This window comes from Paraburkholderia kururiensis, assembly GCF_034424375.1.
GTDB classification, from domain to species: domain Bacteria; phylum Pseudomonadota; class Gammaproteobacteria; order Burkholderiales; family Burkholderiaceae; genus Paraburkholderia; species Paraburkholderia kururiensis_A.
This window is the reverse complement of sequence record NZ_CP139965.1, coordinates 923,028-938,707: the sequence shown is the minus strand read 5'-3', so window position 1 is coordinate 938,707 and position 15,680 is coordinate 923,028. Positions and strand designations below refer to the sequence as shown.

At 66.8% G+C, this 15,680-nt stretch carries 8 protein-coding genes; 4 read left to right on the top strand and 4 right to left on the bottom strand.

Features of this window, described 5'->3' with window-relative positions; genetic code table 11:
* Window positions 1-73 precede the first annotated feature (73 nt).
* A complete protein-coding gene (locus tag U0042_RS04275) occupies window positions 74-1,900 on the top strand; it encodes a PLP-dependent aminotransferase family protein (RefSeq protein WP_114810014.1) in 1,827 nt (608 codons plus the stop codon).
* A gap of 55 nt (window positions 1,901-1,955) precedes the next feature.
* On the opposite strand, the gene U0042_RS04270 is transcribed toward U0042_RS04275, so the two are convergent.
* Together U0042_RS04270 and U0042_RS04265 are read right to left on the bottom strand one after the other, a co-directional pair.
* Window positions 1,956-5,882, bottom strand: coding sequence for a DUF748 domain-containing protein (locus U0042_RS04270; RefSeq protein ID WP_114810013.1), 3,927 nt, complete (start codon window positions 5,880-5,882; stop codon window positions 1,956-1,958).
* 367 nt (window positions 5,883-6,249) lie between these two features.
* Complete coding sequence (locus tag U0042_RS04265; RefSeq protein WP_114810011.1) at window positions 6,250-7,671, bottom strand: DUF1254 domain-containing protein; 1,422 nt, start codon at window positions 7,669-7,671, stop codon at window positions 6,250-6,252.
* 391 nt (window positions 7,672-8,062) lie between these two features.
* On the opposite strand from U0042_RS04265, the gene U0042_RS04260 reads away from it, so the two are divergent.
* The 3 genes from U0042_RS04260 to U0042_RS04250 all read left to right on the top strand — a co-directional run bounded on the left by U0042_RS04260 (window position 8,063) and on the right by U0042_RS04250 (window position 14,228).
* The gene (locus U0042_RS04260; RefSeq protein WP_114810010.1) at window positions 8,063-10,588 is read left to right on the top strand and encodes a heavy metal translocating P-type ATPase; all 2,526 of its coding nucleotides are present in this window, start codon (window positions 8,063-8,065) and stop codon (window positions 10,586-10,588) included.
* A gap of 245 nt (window positions 10,589-10,833) precedes the next feature.
* Window positions 10,834-12,864, top strand: coding sequence for a methyl-accepting chemotaxis protein (locus tag U0042_RS04255; RefSeq protein ID WP_114810009.1), 2,031 nt, complete (start codon window positions 10,834-10,836; stop codon window positions 12,862-12,864).
* 206 nt (window positions 12,865-13,070) lie between these two features.
* Entirely contained in the window at window positions 13,071-14,228 is a 1,158-nt protein-coding gene (locus U0042_RS04250; RefSeq protein ID WP_114810008.1) for a porin, read from the top strand.
* 116 nt (window positions 14,229-14,344) lie between these two features.
* On the opposite strand, the gene U0042_RS04245 is transcribed toward U0042_RS04250, so the two are convergent.
* Window positions 14,345-14,647 carry a hypothetical protein gene (locus tag U0042_RS04245; protein ID WP_114810007.1) on the bottom strand — a complete coding sequence of 101 codons (303 nt, stop codon included), beginning with the start codon at window positions 14,645-14,647 and terminating at the stop codon, window positions 14,345-14,347.
* Between the two features lie 590 nt (window positions 14,648-15,237).
* Entirely contained in the window at window positions 15,238-15,393 is a 156-nt protein-coding gene (locus U0042_RS04240) for a hypothetical protein (RefSeq protein WP_169743700.1), read from the bottom strand.
* Between the last annotated feature and the right edge of the window lie 287 nt (window positions 15,394-15,680).

The window sequence follows — 15,680 nt, the reverse complement described above, 5'->3', positions numbered from 1 at the left end:
TAATGGCGTGACCCACTATAGCCGCTTACGGTTCTACAATATGGAACCATTTCATTATTCTGGATAGAGCCACTTGGACACGATCATTCTCGCGGACTGGCTGTCGGCGCGGATCGACCGCGCATGCGGAGAGCCGATGTATCGCCAGGTGCTGCGCCTGATGCAGCAGGCCATCCTCACGGGCCAGCTCGCGCCGGGCACCAAGCTGCCCAGCTCGCGCACGCTCGCCACCGACCTCGGCATTGCGCGCAACACGGTGCTGCACGTGTACGACCAGCTCACCGCCGAGGGCTACGTGATCTCGACCACAGGCAGCGGCACGTATGTGGCGGACACGCGCCCGGACAAGGCGGCCGTGAACGTGCGACGCACGCCTCGCGCAGGAGCGGCGGGTTCGTCCGGAGGTGCGGGCGGATCGGCTTCGTCGACAAGTGGCGCCGCAGTGCCAGCAGCAACAGCGGGAACGGTAACGAGCAAGGCAGCATCGACCACCGGTTCGGCGGCCAGCGAACCGTCGGCGGACACCGCAACCGCAACGCCATGCACGCAGCAACCGGGCGCGCGCCACGAGCCCGGCGCCATGTCGATGCGCGGGCAACGTCTGATCGACCAGGCCGGCGTCTCGCCCAAGCAGTGGGGCGCCTTCATGCCGGGCGTGCCCGACGTCGCGGAATTTCCCGCACGCACCTGGAGCCGCCTGCAGGCGCGCCTGTGGAAGGAAGCGAATCCGGACCTGCTCACCTACGCGCCGGGCGGCGGCTATCGGCCGTTGCGTCGCGCGCTCTCCGACTACCTGCGCGTGGCGCGGTCGGTGAACTGCACGCCGGACCAGATCATCATCACGACCGGCATCCATCAGTCGATGGATCTTGCCGTGCGTCTGCTCACCGACGTGGGCGACCGCGTGTGGGTGGAAGAGCCCTGCTACTGGGGCGCGCGCAGCGTGCTGCAATCGTCGGGGCTCACGCTCGTGCCGGTGCCCGTGGACAGCGAGGGGCTGAACCCGCGTGAATCCGATCTGCTCGATCCGCCGCGGCTCGCGCTCGTCACGCCTTCGCACCAGTACCCGCTCGGCATGGTGATGAGCCTCGCGCGCCGCCGCACGCTGCTCGAATACGCGCGGCAGCACAAGGTGTGGATCATCGAAGACGACTACGACAGCGAGTTCCGCTACGGCAGCCGTCCGCTCGCGTCGCTGCAAGGGCTCGACGAAGCGGGCCAGGTGATCTACGTGGGCAGCCTCGGCAAGATGCTGTTTCCGGGCCTGCGCATCGGCTACATGATCGCGCCGCCGCATCTTGTCGACGTGTTCCGCACGGGCGTGGCCGAGCTTTATCGCGAAGGTCAGTTGATGCAGCAGGCCGTGCTCGCCGAATTCATCATGGACGGCTATCTGACCTCGCACGTGCGCCGCATGCGGGCGCTCTACGGCGAGCGTCGCCAGATGCTGATCGACGCCATTACGCGGCACTTCGGCGAAGCGCTGCCCGTGATGGGCGACGAAGCCGGGCTGCACCTCGTACTCGGCCTGCCCGATCATGCCGACGACCGCGCGGTGGCCGCTGCCGCGTTCGACGCGGGCGTGATCGTGCGTCCGCTCACCGCGTATTACAGCGCGAACGACGCTGGCCGCGCCGGCAAGCGCGATGCAGGCGGCAGCGGTTCCACGCCGCAACGCGGCCTCTTGCTGGGCTACGCGTGCGTGCCCAACGAGAAGATCGACCCCGCCTTCGCCACGCTCGCCGGCGTGATCGAACAGCATGCATTCGGCCGCACGCGTGCAGTGTCGAACCGGGCATCGAGCCGAACGACCCTCGCAACGGCGAAGCAAAACGCCGAAGGCGCAAAAACCGAAGCGCAAACCGAAGCATCGACCGAAGCACAAACCGGCCCGGCATAAAAAATCGCGCCTCCGGGCGGTGGCCCGTGCGGCGCGATGCTTTGCTTAGTCCGACTTACTTCAATCCGAAGTCCACGCGCGTCGCCGCGCCCTTGTCGCTGATGCCGTCGGCGTTGAGCTTCGGCGCGACGATGAACACGCGGCTCGAATCCACCTTGCCGTCGAAATACTGCTGCACGCTCTGCGCGCGACGTTGTGCAAGATCACGCAGGCTGGCCTCGTTGATGGGCGCGTGTTCCGCGAGCGCGCTCTTCATCTCGTCTGCGGGCAGGGACTTCGTGAGGCCGATGAAATTGCGCGGCTTCTTGAAATCCGCAGCCTTGTAGACCTTCGCGAGATAGCTCTCGTACTCAGCCGGGTCCACCTTGATCGACATGGGGTCTACGCTTTCGCCCTTGCCGATGGTGTCCTTGAGCTTCTGCTGACGCACGAGGCGGTCCACGTACAGATTGCGCAGCGCGGGCTCGTCCACGGCCGGATCGACGCGGCCGATCAGATCGATCTTCACCGACGGCTTGTCGGCAAGCGCCTTCGCGATCTTGTCGAGTTTCTGGTTGTCGGCCTCCGTGAGCTCCGCCGAGCCCGGCGCGAATTCGACGTAGCCCAGTTCCTCGCCGCCTCCGCCGAACGCGTTCGCGAGCAGCGTGAACGGCGACGTCACGGCCTTCTGCAAAAGATTGAGCACGGCATGCCAGATCAGGCTGCCGAAACTGAACTGCGGATTGTCGAGCGAGCCCGACACCGGAATGTTCACATCGATCTGCCCTTTCGAATTCTTGAGCAGCGAGATGGCGAGGCGCACGGGCAGCTTCGTCGCCGTGTCGTTCTCGACGTGATCGCCGAACGTGAGCTGGTCGATGAACAGGTGATTGTTCGCGGTCAGCTGGTTGTTCTCGAGCTTGTAGTGCAGATCGACGTTGAGCTTGCCCTTCGTGATCGGATAGCCCGCGTACTTCGTGGAATACGGCGTGAGGTTGGTGAGTTCCACGTCGTGCGCGGTGGCCGTGAGGTCGAGCTGCGGCTTTTCGATGAGCGGATTCACCGAACCGCGAATGGCGACCGGCCCGTTGGCCGCAAGCTTCGCAGCTACGTCGACAGGCGCGGGCGTGGTGGACTGCGTGCCAAATGCACCCACCTTGCCCTGAATGTCGACCAGGTTCGCCGTGTAGTTCGGCTTCACGAAGTTGTCCGTGTAGGTCACGCGGCCGCTACGCAGCAGCAGTTCGCCGAAGTGCATGCGCACCGGGCTCTCCGGCTCTTTCGCCGCCACCACCGTAACGGACGGCGCCGACGCGGGCCGCGCGGCGGACGCCTGCTTCGCCGTAGCCGCCGCGGCGGCCGACGCTGCCGCCGCTTCCGCCGCCGTGGGCGGCGAGAGCGGCACGGGCGCCTTGCCGCTGTTGTCGCGCGTGAGCGACTGCGCCTCGCCGGTCTGATGCGCCACCACGTCCTTGAGATTGAGCTTGCCTTGCGCATCGAGCAGCACGCGACCGTAGAAGTTCGAGAACGTGACGCGGGCGGCGTCCACGTCGGTGCCGCGCTCGTCGTAATTGGCCTTCAGGTTCGTGAGCGCAAGCGAGCGCCAGCCGGCAAACGGGTCCGACGTCGCCTTGTCGAGCATCCGCACGTCCACGAGCGCCGCGTCGCCGCGATACGACGCCTTGAGCGCGTTGCCCTGCGAGGCCGCGAGGTCGCCATTCGCGGTGACGAACGCGCTCGCAATCGTCACGTTGAGCACATTGCCGAAGTACGGCTCCAGCGCGGCCACGTCGAGTCGGTCCGCATTCACGCGCACCGCGGCCTTCAGCGGCGTGGGCGTCACGTCGCCCGTCACGCCGAGCGTGCCCTTGCGGTTCACGGTGGCGTGCAGTTCCACGGGCAACGGACGGCTCATGTTGTCCGTGATCTGCTGGATCTTGAGTTGCAGCGGCGCGACGTTGAGCTTCACCGGCCGTGCCGTGGTGCTGTCGGTGAAGTTGGCTTCGGAATCCGCGAGCGAGAGCGTGCCGATGCGGTAGTGCCATTCGGGCGCGGTCGGTTGGGAGGTCTTTCCCGCTGCGTGGGCGGCGGGATGGGAAGACGCGGGTTCATGCGCTATCTCGTGCGTGCCTGCGAGGTCGGCCAGGTCGATGCGGCCGTCCTTGCGACGTTCCGCGTTCACCTTCAGGCCTTTGAGGTCTACCGCGTCGATGTCCGCTGTGTGAGCGGCCAGGTCCACCTTCTTCACCTGGACGCGGCCGTCGGCCAGGGCAATGGCGGGTTCGTTGCTCGCGCCGCTTGAGCCGCTCGAGCCGCGTGCAGCCCCTCGCATGGCGACCTTCAGCGACTTCAGCTGCATGTCGCTGGCGCCCACCTGGAGCTGGAACGGCGTGGCGCCCCAGTTCGCGCTGACGTTCGCGTGCGCGGTGAGCGTGCCGTCCAGCATCTGCGCGGCCGTCACGCTGTCCAGATACGGTTGGCGCGGCGCGAGCGGCAATGCGTTGACGTCGATCTTCGCGTCGGCCGTCTTCGCCACGAGGCCCAACGCGCCGCTCACGGCAAGCGACCCGCCGCCGTCGAACGCCAGGTTCAGCCCGTAGTGCGCGTTCGTTTTGGCGAGCGTCGAAAAATCCGCGAGCGTGGCCGAGACTTTCGTGGGACCGAACGCGACGGGCTTCGACGGCGTTTCGTCGGTGAAGCGCAGGATGCTGTCGTTGAGGGCGAAGCGCTTGATGGCGAGGTCGAGCGGTGCAGCGGCTGTGGTGGCCGTTTCGGATTTCGGGGCGGACGCCGCAGTGGCCGCCGACGCAGCGCCCGACGACGCGGAAGCCGCTGAAGCGCCAGCGGAAGCCGATGCCGACGCCGCTGCACCCGGCGCCGGCCCTGCAACCGGCGCACTGCCGACATGCGCCGCAGACGCCCCTGCCGACGTCTGCGGTGAACCCGCGAACATCCGCTGCACGCTCAGCACGCCGGACTTGTCGCGCGTGAGGGTGGCATCCGCGCCGTCCAGCCGGATCTCGTCGAAGTGATAGACGCTCTTGAGCGGCTCGAGCGTGGACGCCGCCACGTGCACCGCGCGCGCGGCGAAGAACGGCGCCTTGTTCGGGTCCAGCACGTTGGCGTCGTTCAGGTCCACCGTGCCGGAGACCGTGAGCGAAGGCGTATCGCCCGACATCAGGAAATTGAGCTTGAGGTCCGTGGACAGCTTGCCCGACTGCACCGTCACCGGCAGCTTCGCCGGCACGTACGAGATGAGACGCGGCACGTCGAGCGCATCGAGCCGCAGCGACACCTGCGACTGGCGCGACGCCGCAAACGGCAGCGTCTTGCCGTCGATGGCGAGCTGGCTGCCGTCGATGCGCGCACGCAGCAGCGGCTCCACGAAGATGTCGGTCTTCGAAGCCAGCGTCGCGATGAACGGCACGCCGAGCGACCAGCGGTCCACCACGTGCTGCTCGCCGAGCAGCCGGTCGTCGAACTCGACGCGGCCGTTCTCCAGATGAATGTTGGAAATGGAAAACGGCGTGGGCTTGCTGGACGGCTGCGAGGGCTTAGAGAACTTCTCGATCAGGTCGCTGAAATTGAAGCGTTGGGCGTCGTAGCGAACGATGTGAAAACGCGGCGAATCGATCTGCAGTTCGTCCACGATCGCGGCGCCGCGAAAGAGCGACGTCCACGAAGGCTTAACGATGAGCCGCTCCACATCAGCGAAATCGCCCGAGCCGCCACGTTCGCCGATATGCACGCGGTCGGCCTCGAATCGCAGCGTGTACGGATTGAGCGCAATACGTCCGATGGAAACCGGTCGGTCGAGTTGTTGGCTCAGTTGCTGGGCCGCAATATGGCGAATCAGCGGCGGCGCCGCGAAGAAGCCGAGCAGGCCGAACAGCACGAGAAAGACGACGAGCCCGATCCCGATACGCCGGGCCCGGCGGCTGTGCGCTGCATCGCGCACGGCGCGCAGCGAGGAAGTGAGAAATGCTTTGTTGATGCTTGCCATGCCTCGGATGTGGTCACAGGTGGAACGCGCGTGCGTTGCCCGCGAAGAGCGGGTCCGCGAGGATAGCCGCGCCGGCCAGGCCGGCGAGCCTGCGGGGCTCGCCGCGCGGCGACGGCAGACATCGCACCCAGGGCGAACCGTTGATGTTCAGGTTCGTGGAAGTATATGTCGCGGCCCTGATGGGGGACAGCGTCAGCATTGTGAATGAATGCAAAACGCAAAGCCCGGAGGGAATGCCGGCCACCAAGGCAAGCGGTGGCCGGGGCAGCGCGGCGCGATGGATAGCGGTGCTGTGCGCCGGGCGCGAGGTACCGCGTGGTGTGCTGCGCCGTGCGTGCGTCGATGGTGCGTTGTATCGGCGCGCGCCTTATTGCCGCTCGACGGCGGGCGGCTCCCAGCTGCCGTCCGTGGCCTGCGGCTTCGGCGCGTAGAGCCGCAGCACGAGCTTGAAGTCGCTGCGCGGCGCGGGCACCCAGTTGGGCATCTTCTTCGAACCCACTGCAGAGACGTACACGTCCACAGAACCGTCGCGGCTGCGCCGCAGGCCGTTGCGGTCGCTCAGCGAAACGTGCGCCGGGGCGCTTTCGCCGAGCGCGCCGTCCTTCGTGTACGCCGTAATGGACCAGAAGCCACGCACCGGCGGCAACTGCTTCGCGGCGAAGTGGATCACGTAGCGGTTCGCGCCGTTCAGCGCGTGGCCGTCGCTGTCCTGCAAAACGACCGCGCGCACTTCGTCGTCTTTCGTTCCGAGGCCCAGTTCGGTGAAAGCCGTGTAGGCACGCAGCGCGTAGTCCGAGCCGTACGCGCCCGCGTTGTCGCCGGCCCAGCTCCAGCCGTTGGCCGAGAGCAGGTTCGACGGCGCCGTCGCCACGCGGTCGCGGCCGTCGCTGAAACCGGCGGCCACCGCATCGCTCGCCGCTGCGGGCAGCGCCACAGGCTGCCCCGGCGTCACGCCGAGGTCCGAGAGAATCTTGAGCGCGTGCGGGTCGTCGGGGGCCGGCGGATTGTCGGGCAGCGCCTGCGCGAGGCGGCTGAAGAATCCGTTCGCGTCGAGTGCCGCAGCCCGAACCACGGGGTTCACGGTAGCGGCGGAGTCCGTGGCGGCCCCGTTGCTGCGCGCCGTCTGCGCTGCGGGACGCGCGTCGCCGGTGTACGCCGAAAGCGGCACCACGCGGATGGCACGCTGCAGCTTGCGCACGGCGGCAAGTTCGCGACCACGCGCGGTCTGGATGCGCACCGCGAGCCACACGTAGCGGGTGGGCACGTCGATGCGCTTCACGCCTGCCGGCAGGTCGCCCTTCCAGCCGGCCGCGGCAAACGCGACGGTCTGCGCCTTGATGCCGGTCACGCGGGTAGCACCGGCGTCGCCGGTGGACCAGACCACGTTCGTCCACATGTCGAGCGCGCGGGCATCCACGTAACGGCCGCGCGAATCGGGCAGAGAGACGATGACGGGTTCATCTGCGACGTCGAGCCAGCCCGTGGAATCGAAGGTGTCGAGGCTCGGCATGGTCGGATTCGCGGCGCCGACGGGCGGCAGCGCCTGTGCGTGGCGCAGCGTGTTGACGGGCGCCTGGCCCGGCCCGCTGCCCACGGCGGCGTCGCGCGCAATGTCCATGACGACGAGCGGATAGCCGAACACATAAGAGTCGGACACTTCGTCCTTGACCCAGCCGGTGCTTTTTTCGGTGGGCGCGGGCGCGGAAGCGCATCCCGCCAGAAAGGCAAGGCCTGCGAGCGCAGCGCAGGTCCATTGAAACGAGTAGGGTTCGCGACGATTTTTTATCATTCGTTGATTGTGCGGATCAGTCTGGTCCATAAGATGACGCCGATGGAAACAGGCTGCGCCGCGCGGCCCCGCGGCCGTCTCCTCGCTTCGCCTCGATCTTCTCCCCATCGCGCCGGGTTGTATCGTATCCCTCGCGACCAGGCATGAAAAGGCGTCAATTCGGAATTATCCCTGCCTCGCGAACGCAAAAATGGGGCGCTCCCGGCATGTGGGTCCCCACTTACTTCTAAACGATGCACTTCGCAACGATGCGTCAGGTCCGTCAAACTGACCGGCTTGACCTTCCCATGACTGGAAGGTCGATACTGCGTTCCATCTGCCGTCCGTGCGGGCGTATTTCGCCTGCGCGCCCGGTTGCCACACCCCTGCGCATTGCCATCATTCAATCGCCATGACCGATCTCTCCACCGATCTTCCCACCGAGGCGCGCGCCGAACCCGCGGTGTCGGAGCTGGAAATTACCGGCATGACCTGCGCGAGCTGCGCCACGCGCGTCGAGAAGGCGCTGGCGAAGGTGCCGGGCGTCATGCGCGCGTCCGTGAATCTCGCCACGGAAAAAGCCACCGTCGAGACCGACCGCGCGGTGGCGCCCGATGCGCTCGTGGCCGCCGTCAAGAATGCCGGCTACGGCGCCGCGCCGCTTTCCACCGATGTCGCCGAATTGGCCATCGGCGGCATGACCTGCGCGGCTTGCGCCACGCGCGTCGAAAAGGCGCTGGCGCGGGTGCCCGGCGTGGCGGGCGCCTCGGTGAACCTCGCGACGGAACGCGCCACCGTCAATCTGCGCGGCCCGGCAAGCGCGAGCGAACTCGACGCGCTGGTCGCCGCGGTGCAGAAGGCCGGCTACGAGGCGACGCCGATCGTGGAAACCGAAGCACCGCCCGCCGCCGACGGCACGGACCGCGCGCGCGCCGTCGTGCGTCGCGAACTGGCCTGGGTCGTGATGTCGGCGTTGCTAACCCTGCCGCTGATCGTGCCCATGGTTGCCGCCTGGCTGGGCGCGGACGTGATGCTCCCCGCGCTGCTCCAACTGGCGCTCGCGAGCGTCGTGCAATTCGTGTTCGGCGCACGGTTCTACCGTGCCGCCTGGAAGGCCGTGCGCGCCGGCGCCGGCAACATGGACCTGCTCGTCGCGCTCGGCACGTCGGCGGCGTATGGCGTGAGCGTCTACCAGATGGTTGTCCATCCGGACGATGCCATGCATCTGTACTTCGAAGCCTCCGCGGTGGTCATCACGCTGGTGCGCTTCGGCAAATGGCTGGAAGCACGCGCCAAGCGCCAGACCACGGACGCCATCCGCGCGCTCAACGCGCTGCGCCCCGACCGCGCCCGCATCCGGATGGGCAGCGAGGAACGCGAGGTGCCGCTCGCGCAGGTGCGCGTGGGCACGGTGGTCGTAGTGCGGCCCGGCGAGCGCGTGCCGGTGGACGGCGCCGTGCTGGAGGGCCGCACGCATATCGACGAGTCGCTGATTACGGGCGAAAGCCTGCCCGTGCCGAAGCAACCAAGCGACCCCGTCACGGCGGGCTCGATCAACGGCGAAGGCGCCATCGCGGTCAAGACCACAGCGATTGGCGCGGAGACCACGCTCGCCCGCATCATCCGTCTGGTCGAAACGGCGCAGGCCGGCAAGGCGCCCATCCAGCGGCTCGTGGACCGCGTGAGCGCCGTCTTCGTGCCCGCGATTCTCGTGGTGGCCGCCGTGACGCTGGGCGGCTGGCTACTCGCGGGCGCGTCTGCCGAGACCGCGATCCTCAACGCCGTAGCGGTGCTCGTGATTGCTTGCCCGTGCGCGCTCGGGCTCGCCACGCCGGCCGCGATCATGGCCGGTACCGGCGTGGCCGCGCGCCAGGGCGTGCTGATCAAAGATGCCGAGGCGCTCGAAATCGCGCATCGCATCAACGTGGTCGCCTTCGACAAAACCGGCACGCTGACGGTCGGGCAGCCCAGCGTCACGGCCTTCGAGCCCGCGCCCGAAACGTCCGCCGACGCAGCACTAGCGCTTGCCGCCGCCGTTCAGCGTCAGAGCGACCATCCGCTCGCGAAAGCGGTGGTGCGTCGCTGGGAGGCCGCTGGCGGCGGCGCTCACGAGCCGCCTCTGCCGACCGCTCACGCGCGCGCGGTGCTGGGCCGCGGCGTGGAAGCCGAGGTGAACGGCCAGCGCATCGCCATCGGCAGCGGCGTCTGGCTGGATGAACTCGGTGTGGCGATCCCCGCTGCGCTGGCTGCGCGCGCGGCCGAACTGGAGCACGCGGGGCAGACCGTTTCGTGGCTCTTCTCGTATGACGCTGCTGCTTCGTCGCGGCCGACGCCCGCGCCGAAGTCCAAGCCGCAGCCCGGCGCCGTGCTCGCGCTGATCGGCTTCGGCGACACCGTGAAGCCGTCCGCACGCGCCGCCGTCGCGCAACTGCGGCGCCTCGGCATTCGCAGCGTGCTGATCACGGGCGACAACCAGGGCAGCGCAGCGGCGGTGGCCAGCCATCTCGGCATCGACGAGGTTCACGCGCGCGTGCTGCCCGACGACAAGGCCCGCGTGATCGGCGACCTCAAAATCCGCACCGCAGGCATCGTGGCCATGGCCGGCGACGGCATCAACGACGCGCCCGCCCTAGCCGCAGCCGACCTCGGCATCGCCATGGCTACCGGCACGGACGTCGCCATGCACGCGGCGGGCATCACGCTGATGCGCGGCGACCCGCTGCTCGTCGCCGCCGCCATCGACATCTCGCGGCGCACCTGGCGCAAGATCCAGCAGAACCTCTTCTGGGCCTTCGTCTACAACCTGATCGGCATTCCGCTCGCCGCTTTCGGGCTGCTCAATCCGATGCTCGCGGGCGCCGCAATGGCGTTCTCCAGCGTGAGCGTCGTCACAAACGCCTTGCTGCTGCGCGCCTGGCGCCCCCGGCGTCAGGCTTAAGGGCGCGCCTGGTTCCGGGCCTGCTTGTGGTCCTCGCTCTGGTTGCGGCCAGGGCAAGGACCCTGTCCCTGGTCGGGCCCGCATTCAAGAACCGCCACAGTCTGCCGTAATTGACATGATCGTGACGTAACCCCTGCGGGGCTGCCGCGCGCGCCGTCCGCCCCATCACCGGGCCGACGCCTGGGCGCCGTGCGGCCATGCGGCGCCCGCCGCTTCCCCGCGACTTCCCAGCGCCCAGGAGGCCCATGAAAGTTCTGTTCCCGCGCGGCATGAGTGTCGGTGCGCGGCTCGCCGCGTTATCCTGCGTTCTGGTGGCGTCGATATTCGTCGTCTTCACGTGGGCGCTCACCCACACGGCCGGCCAGCAGGTGAGCCGCCAGGTGCTCGCCCGCATCGACGACCGCGACCGCGCCGTCGCCGCGATGATCCACCTCTTCGACGACGCGCTTTCCGCCGAAGTGGGCCGCTCGATGTCGCTCTTCGCCAGCTTCCTGCCGGGCGAGATCAGCGTCGACGAATCCCAGAAAGTGGACGTGAACGGCGTCGCCACGCCGACGATGAAGGCCGGCGACAAAGTGCTGAACCTCGATTTCACGATTCCCGATCAGTTCCTCGCGAAGAGCGGCGCCATCGCCACCGTCTTCGTGCGCAGCGGCGACGACTTCGTGCGCGTCACCACCTCGCTCAAGAAGCAGGACGGTTCGCGCGCCATCGGTACGCTGCTGGACCGCAAAGGTCCCGCGTATGGCCCTGTGCTCGCGGGCCGCACGTTCACCGGCCTCGCGCCGCTCTTCGGCAAGCGCTATATCACGCAATACAAGCCGGTCACGGACGCGTCGGGCCGCGTGATCGGCGCGCTGTTCGTGGGCGTGGACGTGGGCGCGCAGATTCAATCGGTGGAAGACGGCGTCCGGCAGATGAAGATCGGCAACAGCGGCTACTACTTCGTGGTGGACGCGTCGAAGGGGCCGAACAACGGCAGTTTCATCGTTCACCCGGCCGCCACAGGCCAGCACTTCGACGACGCGAACGCGCCCTACTCGCAGATGCTCGACGCGAAGGAAGGCCGCATCACGTATACGTCCGCCGACGCGACGCTCGGCGAAACCAGTCCGCGCGAAAAGAGCGTCTCGTTCATCACCGTGCCGGAATGGCAGTGGCTGGTGGGCGGCGTCGCGATTCGCGACGAAGTGATGGCCGACGTGACCGCGACGCGCGACCGCTTCGCCGCCTTGGGCTTCGCGCTCGTGATCGCGTTCGCCGTGATCTTCCTCGTGGCCGCGCGCAGGCTCGTGAGCCGACCGCTCGACGAGGCGGCCAAGGCGGCGGCGCGCCTTGCGGCCGGGGACTTAAGCGTACGCCTGGCACATGGCGGCGCTCGCGTGGGACACTGCGTCACTGCCGCCGACGCTCCCGGTGCACCCGCTTCGCATGGTCGCGTGGACGAGATCGGACGGCTCATGCACGCCATAGATGGCATCGGCGAAGGGCTCGCGCGCATCGTCACGCAGGTGCGCCACGCGTCGTCCGATATGGCGGACGGCACCGCACGCATCGCCGCGACGAGCGGCGAGATCGCTTCGCGTATCGCCACCCAGGCAAGCAGCGTGGAAGAAACGGCCGCAAGCATGGAACAGATCACCTCGACGGTTCAGCAGAACGCCGACCACGCGGCACGCGCGAACTCCGTGGTGGGCACCGCCGCGGACGCCGCGCTGAACGGCGGGCGCGCCGTGGAGCGTGTGGTGGCCACGATGAGCGATATCAACCGGTCGTCGCAGAAGATCGCCGACATCACGAACATGATCGAAGGCATCGCGTTCCAGACCAATATCCTCGCGCTCAACGCGGCCGTGGAAGCGGCCCGCGCGGGCGATCACGGCAAGGGCTTCGCAGTGGTCGCCGCGGAAGTTCGCGCGCTCGCGCAGCGCAGCGCGGCGGCCGCGAAAGAGATCGACGCGGTCATCGCCGAATCCGCTGCGACCGTGCAAAGCGGCTACCGCATTGCCGAAGAAGCGAGCTCGACGATGCAGGGCATTGTCGAGCGCGTGGACGAAGTGCGCCACATCATCGCGGACATCAGCGTTGCGTCGCGCGAGCAGTCGGGCGGCATCGAGCAGGTAAATCTGGCGGTCACGCAGATCGGCGAGGCGACGCAGCAGAATGCGTCGATGGTCTCCGAAGCCGAAAACGCCGCCGCCGGCTTGCGCGACCAGGCGGCACAGCTTGCGCAACTGGTGAGCGTGTTCAAGGTGGACCCGCAGGCGCGCGGCTGATCCGATTCCACACGTCAATATAGTGCGCGGCGGCTTCGGGCCGCGCACGCTCTTGCCTGGTTCCGCTTCATGACAGGGCGATGACATCTTCGTTCCAACCTGAGCAAGACTGTTCTCCATGCACAGCGGGTTTTCTCGCGGCGCCGCCTTCTTACACTCCTGACGCAGTTCTTTTCCCCTGCAGCAACAGTTCAGGAGCTATTCCAGTGAAGAAAAAGATTTCGTTTGCGCTTGCGACGGCGGGCGCATTCGCCGCATCGGCCGCGCACGCACAGAGCTCGGTCACGCTCTACGGGTTGATCGATGCCGGCATCATGTACACGAACAACGTCGTGAGCGGCAAGACGAGCGGGCCGCTCTGGCAAGCCACGAGCGGCAACATCAACGGCAGCCGTTTCGGCGTGCGCGGCAGCGAAGACCTGGGCGGTGGTCTCAAAGCGCTGTTCGTCCTCGAAAACGGCTTCAACGTACAAAGCGGCAAGCTCGGCCAGGACAGCCGTCTGTTCGGACGCCAGGCCTATGTCGGTCTTTCGAGCAGCCAGTTCGGCACGCTGACGCTGGGCCGCCAGTACGACTCGCTCGTCGACTATGTGGCGCCGCTCTCGGCTACCGCCGGCACTTTCGGCGACGCCAGCTTTGCGCACCCATTCGACAACGACAACCTGAACCACTCGCTGCGTATCAGCAACGCGGTCAAGTTCGCGAGCAACGACTACGCGGGCATCAAGTTCGGCGGGCTCTACGCGTTCTCGAACAACACGGACTTCGCGATGAATCGCGCCTACAGCTTCGGCGCAAGCTATACGAACGGTCCGCTTTCCGTAGCGGGCGGCTTCCTGCAGATCAATGGCTCGAAGGGCGCCACGGCAAGCAGCCCGGGGGCCGTGGACCTGGCTGAATCGACGGCGAACGGCAAGGGCGGCTTCGCCCTCGGCGCGGACCGTATGCGCTCCTTCGGCGGCGGCATCAACTATGCGTTCGGACCGTTCGTGACGGGCTTCGTCTACACGCGCAGCGAGTACGAGAATTCGGGCTCCTTCGGTTCGACGGGCGGCACCGTGAGCTTCAACAACTTCGAAGTGAACGGCAAGTATGCCGTCACACCGGCGTTGAGCTTGGGCCTCGCATACACGTACACGAACGGGCACGTGGACAACACGTCGACGTTCGGCGCGGACCCGAAGTGGCACCAGGTCGACTTCCAGACGGTCTACAAGCTCTCGAAGCGCACGGACGTCTACCTCGAAGCGATGTACCAGCACGCCTCGGGCAAGAACTACGTCGCGTTCATCAATACGGCAGGCGGCGCGTCTTCGACGGCGAACCAGGTGGTCGGTACGGTGGGCATGCGCACGCGGTTCTGATCGCACGCGACCGCGGCGCGGGGCAAAGCGATGCTCATCGCAACGCCGCCCCCGCGCAGCGGCTTCTGCCGAGGCTCCGGGCCACCGGCGCCTCGCTGTAACGCTTGCGCTGTGCTTCATGCGACGAAGATCGTGGCGACAATGGAAAGCCACATCGCGATCACGCCCGCCAGAAACGCGCGACGCGCGACTGCCACCCGCGACTCGTCGGTCTCATGCCGCATGGGCGAGGTGGCCAGCCACGGCACGCAACCGAGGCATGCGAACCCAAAGAGCGCAAGCAGCGTGACGATCACGTCACCGACCCGCCACGGCGTGGGCTCATGAATCCCCCACCACGTGAGCGAAATCATGCCGATGGAAAACACCGTCGATGCCGCCGAACTGAGTGCGACGACAGATCCCGTGGGAAATTGCATGGACGCCTCCGTGATGGGGCCGCAGGAAGATACGGCCTGATTATCGGCGTGCCCGCTTGCGGCCGACAATCGGCCGAATGGCTAACGGAGTTATCCCCATATTTTGTTGGCAAGGCTGTGGAAAACGCCCGGACATGCCCGGCAAGACACTGATGGACAACGACTTTCGCGTCGCGGCGCAGCGACGTGCAGTCGGCCGCTAAAGGCCTGCCAGCGGGATGTCTTTGCGGTTTTGGAAGTCCCCTGCACAGATCAACAGGAGCAAAGAGGCGCACCTGCGCGTGGCGCCCCGGTTTTCCACATATTTTGTTGGCAAGGGTGTGGAAAACCTGGGCACAGCGGCGGCAAGTGTCTGAACGGTAAGCGAACGCTCCGGAGGCATGTCTGGCGAGCAGCCCGGGGAACCGCGTCTATTCACAGAAGCCGGGAGAGGGCAGCAATTGAAAAGGCCGACTTCCCGTCGAGGGAAAGCCGGCCTTGCGGTGTTCTTGCTGTATCTGTGTCTACGCCGTCCTACGACGGGCCCCACGCAATTCAGCAAAGCGCGCCGCGCGAACGCTGATGCGCGCAAATAGAGCGGAAGATTCCGATCAGTCGCCCAGGATGCCGAACAGCGAAACCTGCGAGCGGCGCAGGCGTTCCGCTTCGCGGTGGCGCGCTTCGTACGAATATTCGGAGTCCATCGGCAGGTGCGGCGACGCGAAGAGATCGCTGACCTTCTGGAACAGTGCGAGGATAAAGCTCATGGCGACTCCCGGCTGGTTGGCGCTGAATGATTAAGGGTTTTCCCTGACGGATGAAGTATAGGGTTTTCCCTAAGCAAATACTAGTGCATTGCAGCATTTCTTTATAACGCTGCCGAATTGGCGGGCTGAGAAGGGTGCCGCGTTGCAGCGACACAACACATGGATGCTCTTCGCCGCGCATCTGCGCCCTCTTTTTAAACAGGGCCAACTCGCGTCATGCGCGGCCATTTGGCAAATGGCGGTGCATCTGCCGATCGGCCGACTGACGTCACGCCCCGCAGGCGTTG